Below are 23681 nucleotides of genomic sequence, written 5' to 3'. Positions count from 1 at the left end.
CATGCAGCCGAAACGGAACACGTGGCAGCGCGAAGCCGTGCGTGCGGCGCTGGCCGGCGCCCACGGCTTCGTCAGCGCCCAGCAGCTGCATCAGGAGCTGCGCGACAGCGGATCCACCATCGGCCTCGCCACTGTCTACCGCGCCCTCGCAAGCCTCACCGAAACCGGTGAAGCCGACTCGCTGCAGTCACCCGAGGGCGAAAACCTGTTCCGCTCATGCACGATGACCGGACACCACCACCACCTCATCTGCCGCAGCTGCGGCGACACCCGCGAACTCTCCGCCGCCGTGGTCGAAGAATGGACGCGCAAGGTCGGAGCCGAGCACGGCTTCACCGAGATCGAGCACGTCGTCGATCTCTTCGGCCTGTGCGAGCGCTGCCGCGCACGAGCCGAAGAGACCTCCGACGAGGCCGCAGCTACGCCGCCCGCTTCCTCCGCGCAATGATCCGCTGAGCCCGGCGTCGCGCCCGGCGCAGGCTCACCCGCTCCCGCCGCCGCTCAACCAGCGTGTAGAGAATCGGCACGAGCACCAGGGTGAGCAGCGTCGACGACACCAGACCGCCGATCACCACGATGGCGAGCGGGCGTGAAATGAACACGCCGCCACCCGTAAGCCCCAGCGACATCGGCACCAGCGCGAAGATCGTGGCCGCAGCGGTCATCAGAATCGGCCGCAACCGCAGACGAGTGCCGTGCTCGACAGCATCCTCGAGAGACGCACCCGCGGCACGCAAACGGTTCACAAGATCCATCAGCACGATCGCGTTCGTCACCACAATGCCAATCAGCATCAACAGACCGATGAGCGCGGGCAGGCCCAACGGGGTGCCTGTCAGCAGCAGGCCCAGGATCGCGCCCGTCGCCGCGAACGGAATCGAGATCAGCAGCACGAGCGGCCCACGGAAACTGCGGAAAGTGGCCACCATCACCAGCAGCACCAGCATGATGGCGGCGATCATCGCGGCACCCAGTTGCGCGAAGGCCTCATCCTGCTCAGCACTCACGCCACCGAGCTCAAAGCTGACACCGGCGGGCAGCTGCGCAGTGGCGATCGCGCGTTCCACAGCCGCGTTCGCCGCGTCCAACTTGCCACTGCGCGGCGTCACCGTGAGCGTGACCTGGCGCTCGCCGTCGGCGCGCGTGATCGTAGGAGCGGTCAACTCCTCCTCGACGGTCGCAATATCGGCGAGAGCGATCGCGGTGCCGGTGATGCGGGCCGCCGCCTTCTGTTCGGCCTCCGCCTGCTCCTGCTGCGCGAGCTGCTCAGAAGCCTCGGTCTGCGACTGACGCAGCGCCGAGATCTGCTCGTCGATGCCCTCGATGCCGCTCTGAGCGCCGGCGATAGCTCCCTCCAACGCAGCAAGTTGCTCCGCCCGCTGCTGGGCGGCACGCATCGCAGCCTCGTCAGCGGGATCCAGCGGCGGCTCAGGCACCACCGGCAGGCTCTGCAGCTGGGCGAGCTGCGAGTTCAGCTCGCCCAGCTGGGAGACGAGCTGCGCGCGCTGCGCCCCGGCCTCGCGCAGCTGCTTCGCCAGTTCGTCATTGGCGCGGGCGCGCTGCGTCTCAGCCTCGGCCTCGGCCCGCTCCTGCAGCGCGTCGGCGGCGATCTTCTGCGCCTGCGCCGTCTGCTGCGGGGTGACGGGCAGCATCAGCGAGCCGAGCTGCTCCGCCGTGCGCTCTGCACCGGGGGTGCGCAGCACGATGTCGCGTTCACGGCCCTCGAACATCATGCGGCCGACAGTCTTACCCTCAAGCGCGGTGCGCACCGCGTCTGCCACGAGCGCACGATCGAAGCCGAGCAGCGCGGCCCGATCCTCGTTCAGCTTCACCCGCACCACCGGCTGCTCGCCCGTGAGCTCGCTTCGCACAGACTGCACGCTCGCCGACTCGCTGAGCTGATCCTCGAGCAGCTTGCTGGCCTGCCGCAGCGCCGCAGGGTCGTTGCCACGGATCTGCAGCGCAATGCCGCCACCGCCCGCGCCGCTGACAAAGGCGTCCTGGGTGAGCAACTGCACCTCTCCCGCATCAGGCACACGCCCCACGGCACGCTCCACAGCGTCGCCCACGGTCTCCGCGTCGGCGCCGTCTTCAAGCTGCACATCGTAGGAGATCGAAGCGGGCATGCCCGCGGCGCCGCCGCCCACGGGAATCGACGTCATCACGTCGCGCACACCCGGCACCTTCGCGAGCGCACGCTCGACAGGTTCAGCGGCCGCGACAAGCTGCTCGGCGTCGCCCGTCTGCGGCGGGGTCTGCGTGAGCTGCAAGCTCTCATTGCCGGAGGAGCCCAGGAAGTCGCTCTGCAGGAACGGGGTCATCGCGAGCGTTGCGACAAGTACGAGAGTGGAGGCGATGAGCGTGATCGCCGGGTGCCTGCGGGTTGCGGTCAGGGCGGGCATGAGGGATCGCTGCAGCCTGTCGGGTGCGGTGCGGGTCTCGGCAAGCTCGTCATCGTGCTCCGGATCCGCATCCTGCGCCCCTGCCGTGCGCGCACCGCGCCGGTTCATGAACCAGTAAGCGAGCACCGGCACGATCGTGAGGGCGACGAGCAGCGACGCAAGCAGCGCGATCGTCACGGTCACGGCGAAGGGCCGGAAGAGCTGCCCGGCAATGCCCGAGACCAGTGCGATCGGCAGGAAGACCGCGACGGTGGTGAGCGTCGACGCGGTAATGGCGCCCGCGACCTGGCGCACGGAGGCGACCACGCCCGTCACGGTGAGCGGCCCTGAACCACGACGCCTGCTGATGTTCTCGATCACCACGATCGAGTCGTCGACCACGCGACCGATCGCGATGGTGAGCGCGCCGAGGGTGAGAATGTTCAGCGTGTTGCCGCTCCACCACAGCCCGATGAGCGTGATGAGCAGCGACAGTGGGATCGAGACCGCCGCGATCACCGTTGAACGCCACGACCCGAGGAAGGCGAGGATGACGAGCACTGCGAAGAGCAGGCCCAAGCCGCCCTCGACCGAGAGATCGTGAATGGACTGCTCGATGTAGGGAGCCTGATCGAAGATCGTGACGAACTCGGCCTTCAGGCTCGGCGCGACCTTGTCGAGCTCGGCGGTAACGGCGTGCGAAATGTCGACGACATTGGCTCCGTGCGCGGGAAACACCTGCAGGGTGAGCGCCGGCTTCCCGTTGACGCGGGAGATCGATTCGGCCGGCACGGCCTCGGTGGTGACATCGGCGAAATCAGAGAGGTGCACGACGGCGACGGTGTCGTCTGCGCCGGTCGTGGTGAAGGGCAGGGTCGCGATCTCCTCGACAGTGCTGAGGCCGCTGCCCACGGTCACGGAGAGCTCGCCACGATCAGAGGTGGCCTGCCCGGCCGGGAGGGCCGCCCCGCGAGCCTCCAGCGCCGGAGCGATCTGAGCGGCGTCGATCTTCAAACGGTCGACATCGGCGGGGCGCAGCGCGATCAGGATCCGCTGCTCCTGCCGCCCCGCAAGCTCCACCTTCTGCACACCGTTCACGCCCTGCAGGGCGGGCACGACCGAGCGTGCGAGCTCGTCGGCGAACGCGGCGGAATCGCCTGTGGTGCCGGCGCTCAGCACCATCGCGGGCATGTCGTCGGCGCCGCCCGAGAACACCTGCACCTCGCTGCCAGTCGGGAACGTCGACTTCAGCGAGTCTGCTGCGGCACGGATGGTGCGCAGCGTCTCCTCCTCGCCCTCTTCGAAGGGCCATTCGACGGTGATGTCTGCGGTGCCGCTCGCGGTCGTCGAGGTGACGCGGGTCACGCCGGGCACTGCGCGCAGCGCCTGCTCAGTGGGTGCGGTGACCGTGCGTGCCATCTCCTCGGGGGCGAGCCCGGGTGACTGCACCGACACGAACGCGGCAGGCACCTGCATGGAGGGCATCAGCTCTTGTTTGAGTGAGCCCATCGAAATGAGGCCGAGAACCGCAACGGCGACGGTGGCGAGCCCCACGATCAAGCGGTTCTTCAGGCTGGTGCGAGTGAGAAAGGACATGTGCTCTTTCGATGTGAGCGGGCCCGGGCAGGGGAGGCTGCCATCGCCGGGCCTGCTGCGGGCGGATCGCCGCGGCTGCTGCGCGCACGGCTCGGTCGATGGTTCCATCCTGTCGTTCCGCACGGGTGGCCGCATCGTCCCCGGGTACTATCTCGGCTCATCCCGAAGGATGATTCTGGGAAGCCAGAAAGATGGCGCGGCGGCTGCTGAGAGGTGGCGCTGAGACGGTGGGGTGGATCGGCTGCTGCTGATCCGCCGCCGCTGATGGCTTGCTTCTGATGAGCGGATGCGGATCGCGATGCGTCGAGCGCGATGCCGCGACCACGGCATCAGCTGCGCGGCGTCACCCAGGTCCACTCGGCGTACTTGGCTGTGCGGCCGTCACCGCTTGATCTGCCGGTGAGCCGGCGCCGCACCCACGGCACGACATGCTCGCGCGTGTAGCGCAGCTGCTCGCGACGGGAGGGAGCCGCAACCGGTGCCGCATCGAGCACCCAGTCGATCGGTGCAGGGCGGTCGAGCGCGCGCAGCACATTCGCCGCAACGCGGTGATGGCCGATGGGTGCGAGATGCAGGCGGTCGGGTGACCAGTACTGCCGCTGCGCCAGTTCAGGGTCGCTCCAGTTGTCGGCGAAGCGGATGCCCAGTCGCGCAGCAATGACCTCGGCCTCGCGCACGAGCGCGTCGCCCTTCGCGCGCACACGCGCCCCGCCCGGCAGGCCGGCGGTGGGGTTCGCACCGGCGAGCAGCAACGGTTCAGCACCCGCATCGATGATGCGCTGCAGCGCCCGCTCGGTCTCACCCATGATCCAGGCAATGTCAGTACCCGGGCGCAGCATGTCGTTGCCGCCGCCGTTGAAGGTGACGAGGGTGGGGTCCAGGGCGAGCGCCGGTGCCAGTTGCTCGGCGATGATCGGGCCGAGGAGACGGCCTCGGATCGCGAGGTTCGCGTACTGGATCGGCTGGCCAGCCGCGTCGGCGAGACCCTGCGCCACAAGATCGGCCCAGCCGCGCACCGAACCGTCAGGCTGTTCGTCGCCAACGCCCTCGGTAAAGCTGTCGCCGATCGCTACGTAGCGGATCGCTGCCCGCTGCTGCTGCTCGTCCACCGCTCCAGCCTACGCCCGCAGGGCCGCGCTCAGCTGCTGCCGGCCCGGCACCGTCGTTCCGTCTGCGTACACTGTCTGCAGCGCTCCGAGCCGGGGCGCGCCCTCGCCGGAGCCGTCGAGCGCCGCGCGATCCGCCCGTCACCGGCCCAGAAGGATCCCATGAAACTGTTCCGTTCCATCCCGCTGCTCGGCTGGATCGTCATCGCGATCGTGCTCGGCATTCTGCTCGGACCTGTCATGCCGGCCTGGCTCGGTGGCGTGTTCCTCACCTACAACTCGATCTTCTCTGGCTTCCTCGGCTTCGCGGTGCCGCTCATCATCCTCGGCCTCGTGACGCCCGCGATCGCCGAACTCGGCACGGGCGCAGGCAAATGGCTCGGCATCACGGCAGCCATCGCCTACGGTTCGACAGTCATTGCGGGCCTGCTCGCCTATGGTGTGAGCCGATGGCTGTTCACGGCGTCGATGGCAGGCGGCGGCCTGCGCGAGCTGGGTGACGAGGGCGGATCGGGCTTCGCCCCCTACTTCAGCGTCACCGCGGCACCCGACGGGGCTGCGACCGAGATCGTGCTGTCCCCGGTGATCGACGTGATGAGCGCGCTTGTGCTCGCCTTCGTCGTCGGCATCGGGCTCACGGCGTTCCGCAGCCGGGTCATCTTCCGCGGCGCGGTGGAGTTTCGCACGATCATCGAGTCGCTGATCCGCCGCATCATCGTGCCCGCCCTGCCCCTGTTCATCTTCGGTATCTTCCTCGACCTCTCCGCGAGTGGGGCGGCGCTGCAGGTCGTCGGCAAGTTCCTGCTCGTGGTGATCGTCTCCTTCGCGCTGACGCTGGTCGTGCTGCTGCTGCAGTACTCGGTGGCGGGTGCCATGTCAGGCAGCAACCCGCTGCGCGCGCTCTGGAACATGCGCGACGCCTACTTCACAGCGCTCGGCACCTCCTCATCGGCTGCCACGATCCCGGTGACGCTGGCCTCGACTAAGAGGAACGGCGTCTCCGACTCGGTCGCCGGCTTCGTGGTGCCGCTCTGCGCCACGATCCACCTGTCGGGTTCGATGGTGAAGATCACCTGCTTCTCGATCGCGGTGCTGCTGCTCACCGGCGGCGATGTGTCGTTCGGGGCATACTTCCCATTCATTCTCATGCTCGGCGTGATGATGATTGCCGCTCCCGGCGTGCCCGGCGGCGCCATCGCCGCAGCGGCGGGCTTGCTCGTGCAGATGCTCGGCTTCGGCGAGGCGGAGGTCGGGCTGATGTTTGCGGCCTACATCGCCCTCGATAGCTTCGGCACCGCCACCAATGTGACCGGTGACGGGGCCATCGCGATGATCGTGAACAAGTTGACCCGCGGGCGCCTCGGTGAGCAGGCCCAGCAGGGCGCTGATGAAGAGGTCGAGCTGATCGACGGTGCCGTGGATCAGCGCCACTCGCTGGGCTGATCCGCGTCTCGGGGAGGGTGCACCCGGCATGCGACACGCCCGGGGTTGCGTGGGAGGCGATGCTGGTCTAAGCTCGATCTTTGGCTGTGCGCCGTCCCAGTGCGCAGACCGCGGGAACCGCTCGGTTCGAGACCGGAATGATTCATCAAGCCGGGGTTCCTGCAGACAAGAAATCTTGGGTGAGGCCGTCCGGCCTCACGGTATGAGAGGAAACACCATGGCAGCAGTGTGCCAGGTGACAGGCGCCGTTCCCGGCTTCGGTCACAACATCTCGCACTCGCACCGTCGCACCAAGCGTCGGTTCGATCCGAACATCCAGAAGAAGACCTACTACGTGCCGTCGCTCGGCCGCAAGGTGACCCTCACCCTGTCGGTCAAGGGCATCAAGGTCATCGATGCCCGTGGCATCGAGTCCGTCGTTGCTGATCTGCAGAAGCGTGGGGTGAAGTTCTAATGGCGAAGGACAAGGACGTACGTCCGATCATCAAGCTCCGCTCGACCGCGGGCACCGGGTTCACCTACGTGACGAAGAAGAACCGTCGCAACACCCCCGATCGCCTCGTGCTCAAGAAGTACGATCCGGTCATCCGCAAGCACGTCGAGTTCCGAGAGGAGCGTTAATCATGGCGAAGAAGAGCATGATTGCGAAGAACAAGCAGCGCCAGGCGATCGTCGACCGCTACGCGGAGAAGCGCGCTGAGCTGAAGAAGGCCCTCGTCGACCCCAACGGGACCGACGAGAGCCGCGAGGCCGCTCGCGTGGGCCTGCAGAAGCTCCCCCGCAACGCTTCGCCGGTGCGCGTGCGCAGCCGCGACGTCATCGACGGCCGCCCCCGTGGCGTCCTGTCGAAGTTCGGCGTTTCGCGTGTTCGCTTCCGCGACATGGCGCACCGTGGCGAGCTGCCCGGCATCACCAAGTCGTCCTGGTAACAGGCCACAGACGGTACGACCGCTGAACGCGGCCGCCACCGGCTGACGAACGGGCGCGGATCCTCAGGGATCCGCGCCCGTTTCGCGTATGTGAGGTGCGCAGCCTGGGATTCCGCCCCCTTTTTCAGGGTTTCTGCGGTGAAAACGGCGCAAGATCCGCAGGATTCCGCCGAATTAGGGTAGATTCGTACGCGATCAACCGATCGGCCTCACCCACCGGGCGGGGCCACCTGAACCAGATCAGGGGCGGACGCCTCGCGTCGATGCCCTGGAAGGACACAACATGGCACTCAACAAGACTGAGCTCGTTGCCAAGATCGCCGCAGAGACCGGCCAGAGCCAGGCCGCCGTTTCGAGCGTGATCGACGGCCTCTTCGCCGCCGTCTCCGAGACCGTCGCCGGTGGCGACAAGGTGTCGATCCCGGGCTGGATCTCCTTCGAGACCGCGACCACCGCTGCCCGCACCGGCCGCAACCCCCGCACCGGCGAGACCATCGAGATCCCCGCTGGCAAGCGCGTCAAGGTGTCGGTCGGCTCGAAGCTCAAGGCTGCCGTGAAGTAACTTCTTCACCTCAGAAGACCCCGGCCGACGCTCGTCGTCGCCGGGGTCTTCTGCGTTTCCGGGCGAAGAGCAGGGGCATGCCCAGGAGAGAGTGCAGGGCGGCCCGGGCCTTCCGAAGGAGACATCAGGCTTGCCGCGTTAGGCTGGTTCGGTGCCCCGATATCTGCGCGTGCTCGCTCCTGCCCTTTTGCTCGCGGCGACCCTCGTGGCGTTGTTCATCGGGCTCGGGATCGGTGGAGCCGCCGACGAGCGTACGCTCGCAGACCCGGGCACGCTCGTGCGATTCGGTGTTCCGCTCTCGCGCACCCTCGTGAACGTATCGATGGCTGGCCTCATCGGCTCTGTCGTGATGGCGGTCTGGGCGCTTGCGGGCACCGCCGTCCCCGGCCACGGCTCGAAAGCGCGCACGAGTGATGCCCGCAGCAGCGACGGACGCCGCGCATCGGAGCCGCCGGCGGAGACGCGAGCGGCGATGGACCTCGCCGCCGCCTCGGCCGCGGTGCTCACCGTGGCGAGCGCTGCGACGATCCTCTTCACCTACGTCGACGTTTCGGGCCAGCCGTTCTCACCGGATCCGCAGTTCGGGGCGGGGCTCGCGATGTTCGTGACCGAGATCGAACTCGGGCAGCTGTGGATGATCGAACTGCTGCTGGCTGCGGTCACCACCGTGCTCGCATTCGCGATCCGCGGCCGCCGGCTGACCCTGCTCGTGCTCGTCGCCGCCCTGCTCACTACGCTGCCGCTGGCTCAGCAGGGGCATGCTGCGGGTGCCTCCGGGCACGGCCTGGCCGTGAACTCGCTGCTCGTGCACCTGCTCGGGGCCGCGGTGTGGCTGGGCGGCCTGCTCACCCTGATCTTCGTGGCCCGGGTTGTCGACAAGCAGCGGCTCGCGGTGCTCACCGCCCGCTATTCAACGCTGGCGCTGTTCGCGTTCGTTGGCGTGGTGGCATCGGGTGTCGTGAGTGCCTGGCTGCGCATCGGGTCGTTCGACGCGCTGTTCGGCACCGGCTACGGGCAGCTGGTGCTGCTCAAGACCGCGGCGCTCGTGATGCTGGGCGTGTTCGGTGCGGTGCAGCGCACGCGCTTGATTCCGCGCATCGGGAGCGGGGGCACGCGCATCTTCGTGTGGTTTGTGCTGGCCGAGCTTGCTGTGATGGGTGTGGCGAGCGGCGTTGCCGGCGCGCTCGGCCGCACGGCGACGCCCGTTGCGCTGGAGCCCGCACGTGACCAGGGCGGCCGGATCAGTCCAGCTGAATGGCTGACCGGCGATCCGCTGCCTCCCGAACTCACCTTCGAGAGCTATCTCACCGTGTGGAAATTCGACCTCGCCTGGGTGCTGGTGTGCGTGTTCGGGGCGGCGCTGTATCTTGCCGGCGTGATCCGTCTCGCTCGCCGCGGTGACCGCTGGCCGGTGGGCCGCACGATCTCGTGGCTGCTCGGGATGCTGCTGCTGTTCTACACGACGAACGGAGCGCTCAACGCCTACGAGCAGTACCTGTTCAGCGTGCACATGCTGGGCCACATGATGCTCACCATGCTGATTCCGCTGATGCTCGTGCTCGGTGCGCCCGTCACCCTCGCGTTGCGCGCTGTGGAGCGGCGCACCGATGGTTCTTGGGGTGGGCGCGAGTGGATTCTGTGGGCCGTAGCAACCCCCTACTCGAAGATCATCACGCACCCCGCCGTGGCAGCGGTGGTCTTCTCGGGGTCGCTGTGGGTGTTCTACTTCACTCCGATTGCGCGTTGGGCGGCACAGGAGCACCTGGGGCACCAGTGGATGATCATCCACTTCCTCATCGCGGGTTACCTGTTCAGCCTGTCGATGGTGGGCGTCGACCCCGTACCCTACCGCTTCCCGTACCCGCTGCGCCTCGTGACGCTGTTCGCAACGATGGCGTCGCACGCCTTCTTCGGTGTGACCCTGATGACCGGCGACGGGCTGCTGCTCGCCGACTGGTACGGCGCGATGGGCCGCACCTGGGGGGCGACACCGCTCGAAGATCAGTCGACGGGTGGCGGGATCGCGTGGGGCATCGGTGAGCTGCCGACGCTCGCGCTCGCGCTCGTGGTGGCAGTGCAGTGGTCTCGCAGCGATGCGAAGGAGCAGAAGCGCAAGGATCGCGCCGAGGAGCGCTCGGGTGACGCAGAACTGCAGGCGTACAACGCGATGCTCGCCGCGCAGGCTGAACGCGATGAGCGGGTGCGGGCCTCGGGGCGCACGACTCCGGGAGTGTGACGGCGGATCGCGCGGGGTGTGAGCGGCCCCGCGCGATGCTGCGCTCGGCTGGGAGCCTGCGTGCTGCGACCGGAGTCGGTTACGCCCCCGGTGCGCCCTCGTCGGTGACGGTGACGTCGGCGCGGTGGAAATTGAGGTGCGAGCGCGAGGCTGTGGGGCCGCGCTGGCCGAGGTAGCGCGAGAAGGTGGCTCCCGCTCCGTAGGGCCTGTCGGCGGGCGAGGAGAGCTTGAAGAAGCAGAGCTGGCCGATCTTCATGCCGGGCCAGAGGCGGATCGGCAGGGTCGCGACGTTGGAGAGTTCGAGGGTGACGTGCCCTTCGAAGCCGGGGTCGATGAAGCCAGCGGTGGAGTGCGTGAGCAGGCCGAGGCGGCCGAGTGAGCTTTTGCCTTCGAGGCGGGCTGCGACGTCGTCGGGCAGGGAGACTTTCTCGAAGGTGGAGCCGAGCACGAATTCGCCGGGATGCAGAATGAAGCCCTCTGCGGGGTCGACCTCGATGAGGCGGGTCAGCTCGGGCTGCTCGACTGCCGGGTCGATGACCGCGTACTTGTGGTTGTCGAAGAGCCGAAAGTAGCGGTCGAGGCGCACGTCGACGCTCGACGGCTGCACCATCGAGGCCTCGCTGGGCGTGAGGCCGATGCGCCCGGAGGAGAGTTCGGCGTTGATGTCGTGATCGGAGAGCAGCACGCGATCGATTCTATGCGAGGGCGGCTGCGGGGCGGATCAGTTGCCCTGTACCTCTTCGGTGAGCACGAAGAGCAGTTCGGTGATGCGCTCGCCGAGGTCTTCCGCTCCGACGTGGGCACTCCCGCCAGAGATCGCAGCGAGCCGCGCTGACCGATCGTACAGGCCGTCAAAGGCGGCGAGGGCGCGCTCGACTGGAAGCACGAAGCGACGGCCTGCCGCGTCGACCAGTTTCTCGACGACCTCGGCCAGTTCGCCCTTCAGCGAGTCGAGGAATCCCGCGAAGCCTGGTGGCGCGAGTTCGGGGTCGCGCATGGCGAGCAGCATGAACTCGGTTTCGAGCGCGAACCAGGCCGATTCGGCCTCGAGCGGAGAGAGAAACTCCTGCACGTAGCCGGCGACCTCGGCCGGTTGCAGGGGCTCGGCGCAGCTCTGCAGATGGGGGAGGAGGCTTTCAGCGCGTTGGGTGAGCTGTGTCGCGCGTCGTTGGTACTGGTGCTGCAGGGTGGCGAGGAACAGCTCCTCCTTGCTGGAGAAGTTCGAGTAGAACGCGCCTCTGGTGAACCCGGCGCGGCTGCACACTTGCTCGACGGTGGCGCCCTGCAGGCCTTCTTCGGTGAAGACCTCGGCCGCCGCATCGAGCAGCCGGTTGCGGGTCTCCTGGCGACGAGCGCTGAGTGCCGGGTCCACGGCAGCGCCGGGCGCTGTGGGGTCGACGGCGGAGAACATGCCTGTCATTCTCTCACGCGCATCCGAAGCTGGGAACGTTCCGATACATCGGTGTATCGGAACGCATACACTGGTGTATCGAAGCGGTGCGCTCGTGCATCGCATCATCCTGCCCGCGCCGCCACCGAAAGGCACGCATGTCGACGCTGCTCTACGCCCTCGGACGCTGGGCGACCCGCGCCCGCTTCCTCGTGCTCGGTCTGTGGATCGTGCTGCTCGCGCTGCTCGGCACCGGTGCCGCGCTCTTCGGGCAGGGCGCCAACGCGCCCATCACCATTCCCGGCACCGAGTCACAGCAGGCCATCACCGAGCTCAGCCGCACCTTCCCCGAGGTCAGCGGCACGAGCGCCACCATCATCGTGGTCGCAGCCGATGGCCAGCGCGCCGATGACCCCGCCTACGAGCGCATTATCGACGACGCTGCGGCCGAACTCGAACAGGTCGACGGGGTCACCGCCGTGCAAACCCCCTTCAGCGAGCAGGGCGGAGGTCTCGCCGAGGACGGCAGCGCCGCGCTGATCACCGTGCAGATCGAGGGTGAGGTGAGCAGCGTCTCTGACGCCACAGTCGCGGGCATTGAGCGGGTCACCGACACCATCCGGGATCACCTCCCGCAGGGCGCCGAAACCTCTTACGGCGGCGAAGCCTTCTCCGCCGCCGTGCCCGGCATCAGCCCCACCGAGGCCATCGGCGTGGTGATCGCGTTCGTAGTGCTGATCCTCACCCTTGGTTCGCTCATCGCCGCCGGCATGCCCCTCCTCATCGCGATTCTCGGCGTTGCCGTCTCAATCGCGGGGCTCTTCCTGGTCACGGCGTTCGCCGATCTGACCTCCACCACCCCGATGCTCGCCCTCATGCTGGGCCTCGCCGTTGGCATCGACTACACGCTGTTCATCGTGAGCCGCCACCAGGAGCAGCTGCGGGCAGGCACCGCTGTCGACGAGTCGATTGCGCGGGCAACCGCCACCAGCGGATCGGCGGTCGTGTTCGCCGGCCTCACCGTCATCATCGCGCTCGTGGGCCTGGCCGTGGCGGGGATTCCCTTCCTCACCGCGCTCGGCGTCGCCGCGGCTGCGGCGGTCGCCGTCGCCGTGCTCATCTCGGTGACGCTCACTCCTGCGATCATGGCGATGGCCGGGATGCGCATCCTGCCCAAGCGGCAGCGGATCGCGCTCGCCGCAGCATCCGACACCGCTGACGCCGCTGCGGTGCACTTCGCTGCGGCCCCCGCATCCTCCCGTGCCGACCGCTTCTTCGCGGGCTGGGTGCGCGTCGTCACCCGCCGTCCGTTGCTCACCATCGCGGCCGTGCTCGTCGCGCTCGGCATCGCCGCCGTACCAGCGCTCGACCTGCGGCTCGCGCTGCCCAACGCCACCTCGCTGCCCGCCGACGATCCGGCCCGCGTCACCTACGAACTGACCGGCGAGCACTTCGGTGAGGGCCACAACGGGCCGCTGTTGCTCACTGGCTCGATCATCACGAGCACGGATCCCCTCGGTCTCATGGCTGACCTCGCCGATGAAGTGCGTGCCGTGCCCGGTGTGGCCGATGTGCCGCTCTCGACGCCCAACCGGGGCGCTGACACCGGCATCATCCAGGTGGTGCCCGAGGAGGGGCCGCACGCTGAGAGCACCACCGAGCTGGTGCACACGCTGCGCGAGCATCACGATGAGTGGCAGCAGAAGTACGGGGTGAGTCTCGCGGTCACCGGCTTCACCGCCGTTGGCATCGACGTCTCCGAAATGCTCATGCATGCGCTGCTGCCCTTCGGGGTGCTCGTCGTGGGCCTGTCGCTGATCCTGCTCGCGATGGTGTTCCGCTCTGTCTGGGTGCCCATCAAGGCGACACTGGGCTATCTGCTGTCGGTGGGTGCTGCGTTCGGTGCGGTCGTTGCGGTGTTCCAGTGGGGCTGGTTCGCCGATCCGCTGCACGTCAGCTCGACCGGGCCCGTGCTGAGCTTCATGCCGATCATTCTGATGGGCGTGCTCTTCGGTCTCGCCATGGACTATGAGGTGTTCCTCGTATCGCGCATCCGAGAGGAGTACGTGCACGGTGCAAGCGCTCGTGACGCGATCCAGCGTGGTTTTGTCGGCAGCGCGAAGGTGGTCACCGCCGCCGCGCTCATCATGTTTGCGGTGTTCGCGGCCTTCGTGCCCGAGGGCGACCCGTCGATCAAGGTGATCGCCCTGGGTCTCGCCGTCGGTGTGTTCGTCGACGCCTTCATTGTGCGGATGACGCTCGTGCCCGCCGTGATGGCCCTGCTCGGTGACCGGGCCTGGTGGATGCCCCGCTGGCTGTCGCGCGTGCTGCCGGCATTCGACGTCGAAGGTGAAGGTCTCGCACGCGAGATCGAGCACCGCGACTGGCCGTCCGAGATGCCGAACGCCGTCGTCGCGGTACAGCGGCTCGCGCTGCACGGTGGTCTGCGGCTGTCCGAGCTGCGCATCGCGCCCGGCGAGACTCTGCTGCTCGACCCGCGCGATCCGCTCTCCCTGCCGCTCGCAGAAGTGCTCACCGGCCGCGCCCCGATCGTCACCGGCACGGTGAAGGTCGACGGTCTGCTGCTGCCTGAACGCGCCGCGTCGCTGCGCGCACGCACCGCGTGGGCCACCCCGGAATCGCTGCGCGAAGCACTGCAGGATCACCCCGCTATCGTGATGCTCGATCTGCGGGCGGCAGCCGAACGGCCCCTGCCGCTCGCGCTCGTTGAGAGCGCGCATTCGGCGCTCGCCGCAGCGGGGATCGAGGCGGTGCGCGGATCGCGCCCGGCACCCACGGTGATCGTGCTCGGATCGCGCGAACTCGCCGAGCGTCTGCTGCTTGAAGACACCGTGTTTGTGCAACCGCCATCGGCTGCCGGTGATCCGCACGGTCCCGAATCGCACACCCTGGAAGGAGCTGGCCGATGACCGCCACCCTCACCCCGCTGCGGGGTCGCAAGCCTGTGCACTGGACCACCCTGCTCGGGCTCGTGCTGGTGCCGCTCACCGTTGCGGCCGTGCTGCTGTGGGGGCTCTGGAACCCCACGGAGCGACTCGACACGGTCACCGCCGCCGTGGTCAACCAGGACAAGCCTGTCGAGGTCGACGGGCAGACCGTGCCGCTCGGCCGTGTGCTGGCAGGTGAGCTGATCGGGTCAGAGGGCGGATCGGGATCTGCCTCCGGCTCCGACGCCGAGCGCACCAACTTCACCTGGGTGCTCACCGACGCAGACGACGCCCAGCAGGGGCTCGACGAGGGTCGCTACGCCACCGTCGTCACGATCCCCGAGAACTTCTCGGCCGCAGCCACCTCGCTGTCTGATGGGCCCGACCAGGCCGAGCAGGCCCACATCGACATCGCCGAGAGCGACCGCGGCAGACTCGTCGACACCGCACTCAGCGGCATCGTCACTCAGACCGCCACCAGTGTGCTGAACCAGCAGCTCGGCGAGCAGTTCGTGGGCAGCGTGTTCGTGGGGATGAGCGAACTGCACCGCGGCATCGGGAAAGCCGCAGAGGGTGCCACCCAGCTCGCCGACGGTGGCGCGCAGCTCGCCGAAGGGGCAGGATCGCTCGCGACCGGCACCCAGCAGCTGTCGGACGGCACGCAGCAGCTCGCCGGCGGTGCCGGGGAGCTGGCGAACGGCGCGGGGGAGCTGGCTTCGGGTGTGGGCCAGTACGTCGGAGGGGCGTCGCAGCTCGCCGAAGCCTACCGGCCGCTGGGGCAGGGTGCCGCCGGCGCCGCGACCCAGCTGAAGACCACCGTCGGTGCGCTCACACAGCTGCAGGCAGAGAGCGCCGCCCCCCAGAGCGAGGTCGCGGAAGGGCTCGGCACTGTTGGCGCGGCGATGCACCCGCAGACGGGGCTCCCCGGCGATATCGCAACGCTGGTGGGCGGCTGCTACACCTCGGGCGCGAGCCCCGAGTTCTGCGCGACGCTGCAGACAACGCTCGTGAATCGGGTGACCCAGATCGGCGGCGGTCTGCAGAGCGTGCAGTCGGGGATGAATGGTCTTGCGGCGGCCCAGGGACGTTTTGAAGCGACGCTGGGTGCCGGCGGGAGCGGGGGCGGCGACGCGTCTGCGCAGCTCGACGCCCTCATCGCCGGTCTCGGTGAGTTCGGTGCCGGCCTCGACCGCTTCGCCGGGCAGGGTGCGCAGCTCGCCGCGGGCGCGTCCGGTCTCGCGGGCGGCGCCTCCCAACTCGCAACCGGCACCTCCGAGCTCGCGGCGGGCACCCCCGCCCTTGCGGAGGGTGCCTCGCAGCTGGCTTCCGGCGCGGAGCAGTCGGCATCCGGCGCGCGCGACCTTGCGGGTGGGCTCGGCGAGGCCGTCAGCGGCATCCCGAACTACACCGAGGCGCAGCGCGACAAGCTCGCCGAGACGGCGATTGCGCCTGTGGAGGCGCGCGGCGGCAGCGACGAGCTGTTCAACGCCTCCGGTGTGCCGCTCTTCGCGGGGATCGCGCTGTGGGCTGGTGCGCTCGCCATGTTTCTGGTACTTGCGCCGCTGTGGCGCCGCACCCGCGAGGCCGCTCGCGGCATCGGGCGGATCACGCTGCGCAGCGCGGTGCCGGCGGTGGCGCTGGGTGCTGTGCAGGGTGCGATCGCGGGCGTCGTGCTGCCGATGGCGCTCGGCTACGACCTGGGGCGCGCTTCGGCGTTCTTCGGGCTGGCGCTGCTCGCGGGCATTGCGTTCGCCCTCGTGGTGCAGGGGCTTTCGGCGCTGCTCGGGGGGCTCGGACGCTTCATCGCCTTCGTGCTGCTGGTGGTGGCTTTCGCTGTGGGCATCGTCTCGACCGTGCCGGGCCCCCTCGCCGCGGTGGGCGATGCGAGCCCGATCGGGGCGGCGCTCGGTGGATTCCAGGCGATTGCAACGGGCGCCAGCGATGCGGCGGGCGCGGCTGTCGCGCTGACACTGTGGGCGCTCGGCGGTCTCGCGCTGACGGCGTTCGCGGTGGCTCGGGTGCGAAAGGCGGCCCGGGCCGAGGGGTAGCCCAGGGCCGACGGTCTCGGGGCGGATCGGGATTGCTCCGTCCCGGGATCGGCTCTGGCCCTGCCCCGGCCCCGACGCCCCTGGTTCCGCTCGGGCCGGCGGCGTAGGGTCGAGGTATGACTATGCGAGCGATCGTTGCGGAGCGGGCCGGCGACCCGGAGGTGCTCGAACTGCGTGAGTTGCCCGAGCCTGCGCCGGGACCAGGCGAGTTGCTCGTGCGCACCGCCGCCACCGGCGTCAACTTCATTGAGACGTATCAGCGCTCCGGCGCCTACCGGGTGGGCTTCCCGTTCACACCCGGTGCTGAGGCGAGCGGCCGGGTGATCGCCGTGGGCGCGGGCGTTGCGGGCTTTGCCGTGGGTGACTTGATCACCACAGCTGAGGCGCGCGCAACGTACGCCGAACAGTTCGTGGTGGGCGCTGATCGTGCGGTGCGTGTGCCCGAGGGCATCGCTGCCGACACCGCCGCGGCGCTGCCCCTGCAGGGCCTCACCGCCCACTACCTGTCGGTCTCTGCTGCGCAGCCGCAGCCCGGCGACACCGTGCTCGTGCACGCCGGTGCCGGCGGTGTGGGCCTGCTGCTCACGCAACTGCTCGTGCGGCGCGGTGTGCGCGTGCTGACCACGGCTTCCACACCCGAGAAACGCGCGCTGAGCCGCGGCGCTGGTGCCGACGAGGTGATCGACTACGGCGGTTTCGCCGAGCGGGTGCGTGAGCTCACCGGCGGCGAAGGGGTTGCCGTCGTCTACGACGGGGTGGGCAAGCAGACCTTCGACGACTCCTTGCGGTCGCTGCGGGTGCGCGGTGAACTGGTGTTGTTCGGGGCGGCGAGCGGCCCGGTGCCGCCGTTCGACTTGCAGCGGTTGAACGCGGGCGGATCCCTCTCGGTCACCCGCCCCTCGATGGGACACTTTCTGCGCACCCCAGAGGAGCGCGAGGCTCGCTATCGCGACCTCTTCGACGCGATCGCCGACGGCAGCCTCGACGTGCGCATCGGAGCGCGCTTCCCGCTCGCGGAAGCCGCAGACGCCCACACTGCCCTCAAATCCCGCGCTACAACGGGCAAAGTGATCCTCGAACCCTGACGCCCGCGCGCCCGGTGCGGGCGACGTCGGCCGGATACGGTGCGGGCGATGCCACCGAGCTCAGGGCACGCGCCTGATCCACGCCTCCGTCAGAAACTTCTGCTCGACCAGCCGCTCCGCAGCATCCCACTCGCCCTCAGTGACTTCGCTTGCGGTGCCGCCGTGGCGCTGCTTGAACACCTCGACCATCTTCTCGATGATCTCCTCACGGCTGAGGCCGGTCTGGCTGCGTAGCGGATCCACCCGCTTTTGCGCGCTTGTCGTGCCCTTGTCGGAGAGCTTCTCGCGCCCGATCCGCAGCACCTGGGTCATCACCTCAGGATCCATGTCGTAGGCCATCGTGACGTGGTGCAGCACCGCACCAGATCCGAGCCGCTTCTGGGCCGCGCCGCCGATCTTTCCCTGCGGGCTCGTGATGTCGTTGAGCGGCTTGTAGTGCGCGTCGATGCCGAGCGCCTGCAGCGCCTCCAGCACCCACTCGTCGAGGTAGGCGTATGAGTCGGCGAAGCTCATGCCGCGCACCAGCTCGCCGGGCACGTACAGGGCGTAAGTGATGCACGCCTCGGGTGCCATGTACATCGCACCGCCGCCGGAGATGCGGCGTACGATCTGCGCGCCGTGAGCCGCGGCCTGCTCCTCATCGACCTCGTTCTTCACCGACTGGAAACTGCCGATGAACACGGCGGGTGCGTTCCACTCCCAGATGCGCAGCGTGGGGCCGCGCAACCCCTCGCCCACGGCCGCTGTGAGCACCTCGTCGAGGGCCGCATTGAGCACGGGCGAGATGGGTGGCTCGTGCAGAATCTGCCAGTCGTAGTCGCGCCAGTGGGCGGCGCCGGTGATCACGCGGCGGATCGCCACCCCCACAGAGCCGGGCGTGAAACCGAGCAGGTGCACCTCGGAGGGGAGTGCGCCGCGGATCGCCTCTGCGAACTCCTCGATCGTGCTCGATGGGTTCATGCCCTCGACGGCGCTGTTGATACAGCCGAGCGCGTCGTCGGGTTCGAGGAAGAAATCTCCCGAGAGCGTGAAGCCGCTGATGCGCCCTCCGACCACGTCGAAGTCGACGACCACCAGCTTGCCGCCGGGAACCTTGTACTCACCGTGCATGCTCATGCACTCAGCGTACGCCTCCCGGCGCAAACACCGCACTACTCAGCAGCGACGCGATCCACCATCCAGGTGATGAGATCCGCGAACACCTCGTCGCGATTGGTCTCGTTAAGGGTTTCGTGCCTCGCGTCGGGGTAAATCTTCACGGTGACGTCGCGCACTCCGCGCTTGCGGTAGGCGTCGGCGAGCTGTCGCAGACCGTCACCCCTGGTGAGCGGATCTTCGCTGCCCGACACGATCAGGATCGGCAGCTCGCTCGGAATGCCCGGCCCCGGCTTGCCGAACAGTCGCAGCGAGTCGGCCACACCGAAAAGCCGCGCAATGTCGGCGCTGAAGCAGAGCTCGTCGGCGATGAAGGCCTGCGTAGTTGCGGCGTCGCGGCTCAACCACTCGAAGCCGTTGGCGCCCTCGGTCTTCCATTTCGCGTTGAGGTCGCCGCTCTCCATGTGTTTGAAGGTGCGGAACGCCGAGCCGGAGAGCACCAGAGCGTCCCAGGCCCGTGGGTGCTCGTTCACGATGCGCTGCGCCATGAGCGATCCCCACGAGTGAGCGAACATCACGAGCGGAAGCCCAGGGTGCCGCTCACGGGCAATGCCGGTGAGCTGCAGGATCGCGGCCTCGGCCGCCCGCAGGCCGCCCGGGCCGAGTCGCCCGAGCTTCGACAGCTCGCCCCCGTGCTGCCGGCGCCCGGTCTCGCCGTGCCCGCGATGATCGTCGGCGTAGACGGTGAAGCCCGCCTTGGTGAGGGCGCGGGCAAAGGCGTCATAGCGCTTGGCATGCTCGCCCACGCCGTGCGCGATCTGCACGACCCCGATGGGCTCATCAGCAGTCCACTCGTAGGCCGCGATTTCGATGCCGTGCGCGTCGGTATAGCTGAACTCGGTGTAGCCCGGTGCTTCAGTCGTCATGCACTCATTCTGGCGGGCGGGCCTGGGCGGCGCCAGGGCGGAATGGGTGCTGCGGGGCGGCAGCAAGAGATATGGGATCTGCCGTCGCTATGTCGATCCAGGGCGGATCGGGCATAGGAACGGCAGATCCCATATCGAAGGAAGGGGCTGCCCGCCTGGGGTTACACCGTGCCGTGCATGACCTCGCCGTCGACGAGCGTGAGGGCCGCCTCAGTATCGAGCAGCGTTTCAGGTGCGTCGGTCAGCGCGTTTGCAGACCACACCACCACGGTCGCCCGATAGCCGGCAGCGATACGGCCGACCTCGCCCTCACGACGCGTCGCGGTCGCCGTGCCCAGCGTGAGTGCTTCAAGGGCCTCTGCCGGGGTGAACACGCGCTGCGGCTGGTACGCGTCGCGGCTGCGATCCAGCGCCGACTTCGCGGTGAGCGCGATGAACAGGTTGTTCGGCGCCTCGTGGGGCGCGGTGGGTGCGTCGGTGCCGAGTGCGAGCAGCACGCCCGCATCACGGAACTTGTGCCACGGGAAGCCCGTGTGTGCGCGCTCATCACCGAGCACCGCCTGCCAGTTGTCGAGCACGGCGGGATCGCAGTGCACCGGCTGCATCGACGCGGTCACGCCCAGGGCGGCCATGCGGGCGATCGTGTCGTCGGCCACCGACTCAAGGTGCTCGACACGGGGGCGGCGATCCGCACGCGGACCATTCACGCGCACGCACTCCTGCACCATGTCGAGCGCGATCGTGCTCGCCTCGTCGCCGATCGCGTGCAGCGCGAGCTGCAGCCCCGCAGCATCAGCCGCGACAGCGGTGGGCAGCGCGAACTCGCGCTCCCAGATGGGGCCGGGCAGATCGCCGTTCGCGTAGGGTGCGCGCATCGTGGCGGTGCAGGCGTCGATCACGCCGTCGAGGATGAACTTCACGCCCGCGATCCGCAACCACTCATCGCCATATTGCGCAGCGACCTCATCACGCAGCCGTGCAACCTCATCGATCTGGGCGAGATCTGTGTCGAGGTTGCCCGTCGCGGTCAGCATCCAGTGAGCGTTCACCGGGAACGGCAGGCGACCGTCACGATCGAGCAGGCGACGGTAGGTCGCGAGATCGGCGTGCCCGAACGACATCTCGGTGGCGCCGGTCACGCCGGTCTCGAGGTACGCGGCGAACGCTGCCGCAAGGAAACGATCGCGATCCGCATCGGTGGTGACCTCGTCGAGATACCCCCACGCGAACTGCACCGCAGCCGTCTCGATCAGGAAGCCCGTCGCGTCCCCATTCTCATCACGCACAATCTCGCCACCCACAGGGTCAGGGGTGTCACGGGTGATGCCCATCGCTTCAAGAGCCGCCGTGTTGGCCCACACCGAGTGCAGATCGTTCGCGTCGAGAATCACGGGCACATCAGACACCGCGGCGTCGAGCATTGCGGCCGTGGGGCGCTCGCCCTCCTCGAAGATGTCGAACAGCCAGCTCGTGCCCAGCACGCGCGGCGCATCGGGGTTGGCCGCACGGGCGGCAGCGAGGCGCTCCTGCACCTCGGCGACGGTTTTCGCGTCGCGCAACTGCACCTTCGTCAGTGATTCGCCCAGCATCAGCATGTGCGAGTGACCCTCGATGACGCCGGGAGTGACCAGAGCACCGCCCAGATCGATCTCCTCCGCGTCGCCTGCGGCCAGACGCACCGCATCGAGGTCGCCCGCCGCGAGGATCCGCCCCTCGCGCACCGCGAAGCTCTCGCGGGGAGCAACGGACGCATCGCCGGTGAAGACCGAAGCATTGCGGTAGATCGTGGTGGTGGCAGTCAAGGGAGCTCGCTTTCGTGGGGTGGGAGGGGTGATGCTGTCGATCGTAGCCGCTGGGTACTGTGGGCTCAGGCCTCGGCAGGCACGGTGGGTGCGGGAGATTCGGCTGCGGCGGATCGTGCGAGTGCGCGCTCCGCGCCGACCGACACCCGCGCGATGATGACGGTCGGGATGATCACGGCAAAGCTGATGAGGCCGGTGACGAGGGTGAACACGGGAACCCCGAACCACTCGATGAACGCCCCACCGATGAGCGGCGCGAAACTCGAACCGACGAGATACGCGCCCAGCAGGGGCCCGGACCAGCGGCCTCGGGCGTCGAGTCCTGCTGCAGTTGCGATGTAGAGCGTGAACGCAAAAGCGTAGACCGTGTTGACGGCGATGATCAGCGCGGCGAGCAGAGCGGGGTCGGCGGCGAAGCCGATCCAGATCTTGAGGGCGCCGCCGACGGCGAGTGCGACGGCGAGCGGCACGGCCCGGCCGATGCGGTTGCCGAGTACGGTGACGATCAGCATGCCGATGATGCCACCAGCCGCGGCAAGGCTCAGCGCGAAGCCGAGCGGCTGCTCGCCGAGGCCGACCGCCGCACCGAGCGCGGGCGCCATCGTCCAAATCGCGTCTTCGCTCGTTCCCCAGAGCGGGAACACCAGCAGGATTGCGATGCCGGCGATGGTGATGCGCCGCGGTTCGGCGATCTGCAGACTGGTGGTTACGTCGGCCGGTTCGGCGTGTTCGGGGGAGTCGGGCAGCCAGGCAGCGAGGGCGAGACCGACGAGGGAGATGAGGGCGAGGGCGCCGAAGACGCTGCCCTGCGTGATGCCGAGCACCGGGATCACGGCCAGCACGATTGTAATGAGCACGCGGTTGACGAGGCCGCTGGTGGCCGCCACCCGGTTGGGGTTCCTGAGTGCCGCGATCGCGGCGCCCGAGGTGGAGATCGCGGCACCGACTCCGGCGCCGCCGACGATGAGGCCCGTCACGGTCACTGCGGGCGCGGGCACGAGTGCTGCGGCGGTGAAGGCGACTACTGCGAGGGCGAGACCGGCCATGGCCAAGGGGCGGCGGGCGCGGCCCGAGGCGAGCCGGGCGGTGGCGAGGCCGACGACCGCGGAGGCCAGCAGCGCCCAGGTGAGCACGTTGCCGCTCTCGATGATGTCGAATCCGAGCGCGCCGAGTGCGGTCATGATGAAGGGTGCGAGGTTCGCCATCATCAGGCTGGCGAGCGCGATGAGGAAGGTCGCGCTGCCGTTGCGCAGCGTCAACGGAAAGCGGGGGTCGGCGATGGGGGTGGCGGTGTGCGTATTCACGGGATCTCTTCTCCGGCGGCTCTGGCGGGAAAACCGAAATCATTTCGGTTAATGTGAATATCGTGGCTCCTGTGGGAGGATCTGTCAAGCAGGAACGCGAAAGGAGGCTCCGTGGCGAGACCCCGTACCGCGCGACTGAGCCGTGAGATCATCGGCCGCGCCGCCATCGAGATGGTCGAAGACGGCCAGGAACTGCAGCTTGTGCCGCTCGCGCGCCGCCTCGGCGTGAGCGTCTCCTCCCTCTACCACCACGTCGCCGGGCGCGAGGGTGTGATTCAGGCCATGCGCCAGGTGCTCGTCGCGCAGTACATCAGGCCGCTCCCCGATGCGAGCGATTGGCGCCGCAAGATCCGCCAGGAGATCGAGCTCACTTGGCGCATGTACGCCGACCATCCGCGGGTGCTGCAGCTCATGCTCACCGTGGTCATCGACGAGCCGGATGTGCTCAGCGTCTACCGCGTGCTCACTGAGGCGCTTATCGAAGCAGGGCTGCCCGATCAGGAGATTCTCACCACCATCGAGGTCATCGACGCGTTCACCTTCGGAGTGACGCTCGACGCGCTCTCACCTGACGAGATCCTCGATCCGGAGCGCGCGGGTGGCACCCTGGGAATGCTGATCCGGGAGCACCCTTCGGGCAGTGAGCGCAACCGGCGGGTGTTCGAGCGCGGTCTCGACCTCCTCATTGCGGGCATTGAGGCGCGGGTGCGTGAGACCCGCGATCGAGAGTCACCCACGCGGCACTGATCGGACTCACCGGGTTCAATCGCGAGCGGTGCTGCGGCGCTGCGGTGCCTTGCGGCGCTGCGGCGCCTTGCGGCAGCTGGCTG

The 23681-nt window shown here is 68.4% G+C and carries 19 protein-coding genes; 11 read left to right on the top strand and 8 right to left on the bottom strand.

Annotated elements, in window-relative coordinates; translation table 11 throughout:
* The first annotated feature begins 1 nt into the window (after nucleotide 1).
* Nucleotides 2–448 (top strand): Fur family transcriptional regulator, encoded by a 447-nt coding sequence (locus WFL22_RS07455; protein WP_336652527.1) that lies wholly within the window; start codon nucleotides 2–4, stop codon nucleotides 446–448.
* Here WFL22_RS07455 and WFL22_RS07450 read toward each other — a convergent pair.
* On the bottom strand, nucleotides 420–3977 hold the full coding sequence (locus WFL22_RS07450; protein ID WP_336992108.1) for an efflux RND transporter permease subunit: 3558 nt from the start codon (nucleotides 3975–3977) through the stop codon (nucleotides 420–422). The two genes, WFL22_RS07455 and WFL22_RS07450, sit on opposite strands and share 29 nt — an antisense overlap.
* Before the next feature lie 329 nt (nucleotides 3978–4306).
* Nucleotides 4307–5086: an SGNH/GDSL hydrolase family protein gene (locus WFL22_RS07445; RefSeq protein ID WP_336992107.1), complete on the bottom strand. Its 780-nt coding sequence runs from the start codon at nucleotides 5084–5086 to the stop codon at nucleotides 4307–4309.
* A 159-nt stretch (nucleotides 5087–5245) separates the two neighbouring features.
* On the opposite strand from WFL22_RS07445, the gene WFL22_RS07440 reads away from it, so the two are divergent.
* From WFL22_RS07440 to WFL22_RS07415, 6 genes are all read left to right on the top strand, one after another.
* Entirely contained in the window at nucleotides 5246–6526 is a 1281-nt protein-coding gene (locus tag WFL22_RS07440; protein WP_336992105.1) for a dicarboxylate/amino acid:cation symporter, read from the top strand.
* Between the two features lie 217 nt (nucleotides 6527–6743).
* Nucleotides 6744–6980 (top strand): 50S ribosomal protein L28, encoded by a 237-nt coding sequence (gene rpmB / locus WFL22_RS07435; RefSeq protein ID WP_042544302.1) that lies wholly within the window; start codon nucleotides 6744–6746, stop codon nucleotides 6978–6980.
* Nucleotides 6980–7147, top strand: a complete 168-nt coding sequence (gene rpmG / locus WFL22_RS07430; RefSeq protein WP_017884003.1) for a 50S ribosomal protein L33 — start codon at nucleotides 6980–6982, stop codon at nucleotides 7145–7147. The genes rpmB and rpmG overlap by 1 nt, the downstream gene beginning before the upstream one ends.
* Before the next feature lie 2 nt (nucleotides 7148–7149).
* Nucleotides 7150–7455, top strand: coding sequence for a 30S ribosomal protein S14 (gene rpsN, locus WFL22_RS07425; protein WP_336652533.1), 306 nt, complete (start codon nucleotides 7150–7152; stop codon nucleotides 7453–7455).
* A gap of 283 nt (nucleotides 7456–7738) precedes the next feature.
* A complete protein-coding gene (locus WFL22_RS07420) occupies nucleotides 7739–8017 on the top strand; it encodes an HU family DNA-binding protein (protein ID WP_017884001.1) in 279 nt (92 codons plus the stop codon).
* Nucleotides 8018–8168: 151 nt separating this feature from the next.
* Nucleotides 8169–10253 carry a cytochrome c oxidase assembly protein gene (locus WFL22_RS07415; protein ID WP_336992103.1) on the top strand — a complete coding sequence of 695 codons (2085 nt, stop codon included), beginning with the start codon at nucleotides 8169–8171 and terminating at the stop codon, nucleotides 10251–10253.
* A gap of 79 nt (nucleotides 10254–10332) precedes the next feature.
* Here the strand turns inward: WFL22_RS07415 and dcd are convergent, their stop codons facing one another.
* Nucleotides 10333–10938, bottom strand: a complete 606-nt coding sequence (gene dcd, locus WFL22_RS07410) for a dCTP deaminase (RefSeq protein ID WP_336652535.1) — start codon at nucleotides 10936–10938, stop codon at nucleotides 10333–10335.
* A gap of 36 nt (nucleotides 10939–10974) precedes the next feature.
* On the bottom strand, nucleotides 10975–11664 hold the full coding sequence (locus WFL22_RS07405) for a TetR/AcrR family transcriptional regulator (RefSeq protein WP_336652536.1): 690 nt from the start codon (nucleotides 11662–11664) through the stop codon (nucleotides 10975–10977).
* A gap of 137 nt (nucleotides 11665–11801) precedes the next feature.
* On the opposite strand from WFL22_RS07405, the gene WFL22_RS07400 reads away from it, so the two are divergent.
* The 3 genes from WFL22_RS07400 (at nucleotide 11802) to WFL22_RS07390 (ending at nucleotide 17724) form a co-directional block, all read left to right on the top strand.
* On the top strand, nucleotides 11802–14573 hold the full coding sequence (locus tag WFL22_RS07400; RefSeq protein ID WP_336992102.1) for an MMPL family transporter: 2772 nt from the start codon (nucleotides 11802–11804) through the stop codon (nucleotides 14571–14573).
* A complete protein-coding gene (locus WFL22_RS07395) occupies nucleotides 14570–16639 on the top strand; it encodes a YhgE/Pip family protein (RefSeq protein WP_336992101.1) in 2070 nt (689 codons plus the stop codon). Before WFL22_RS07400 ends, WFL22_RS07395 begins: the two co-directional genes overlap by 4 nt.
* Nucleotides 16640–16761: 122 nt before the next feature.
* The gene (locus WFL22_RS07390) at nucleotides 16762–17724 is read left to right on the top strand and encodes a quinone oxidoreductase family protein (protein ID WP_442918971.1); all 963 of its coding nucleotides are present in this window, start codon (nucleotides 16762–16764) and stop codon (nucleotides 17722–17724) included.
* A 60-nt stretch (nucleotides 17725–17784) separates the two neighbouring features.
* Here the strand turns inward: WFL22_RS07390 and WFL22_RS07385 are convergent, their stop codons facing one another.
* The 4 genes from WFL22_RS07385 to WFL22_RS07370 all read right to left on the bottom strand — a co-directional run bounded on the left by WFL22_RS07385 (nucleotide 17785) and on the right by WFL22_RS07370 (nucleotide 22851).
* Entirely contained in the window at nucleotides 17785–18834 is a 1050-nt protein-coding gene (locus WFL22_RS07385; RefSeq protein ID WP_336992394.1) for a lipoate--protein ligase family protein, read from the bottom strand.
* A 41-nt stretch (nucleotides 18835–18875) separates the two neighbouring features.
* A complete protein-coding gene (locus tag WFL22_RS07380) occupies nucleotides 18876–19745 on the bottom strand; it encodes an alpha/beta fold hydrolase (protein ID WP_336992099.1) in 870 nt (289 codons plus the stop codon).
* 161 nt (nucleotides 19746–19906) lie between these two features.
* Nucleotides 19907–21547, bottom strand: a complete 1641-nt coding sequence (locus WFL22_RS07375; protein WP_336992098.1) for an amidohydrolase — start codon at nucleotides 21545–21547, stop codon at nucleotides 19907–19909.
* A gap of 65 nt (nucleotides 21548–21612) precedes the next feature.
* Nucleotides 21613–22851, bottom strand: coding sequence for an MFS transporter (locus tag WFL22_RS07370; protein ID WP_336652542.1), 1239 nt, complete (start codon nucleotides 22849–22851; stop codon nucleotides 21613–21615).
* A gap of 111 nt (nucleotides 22852–22962) precedes the next feature.
* On the opposite strand from WFL22_RS07370, the gene WFL22_RS07365 reads away from it, so the two are divergent.
* Nucleotides 22963–23598, top strand: coding sequence for a TetR/AcrR family transcriptional regulator (locus WFL22_RS07365; RefSeq protein ID WP_336652543.1), 636 nt, complete (start codon nucleotides 22963–22965; stop codon nucleotides 23596–23598).
* The last annotated feature ends 83 nt before the right edge of the window (nucleotides 23599–23681 follow it).

The sequence above is a fragment of the Leucobacter sp. VD1 genome (assembly GCF_037150695.1).
Taxonomy (GTDB): domain Bacteria; phylum Actinomycetota; class Actinomycetes; order Actinomycetales; family Microbacteriaceae; genus Leucobacter.
This window is presented reverse-complemented; position numbering and strand designations above follow the sequence as displayed.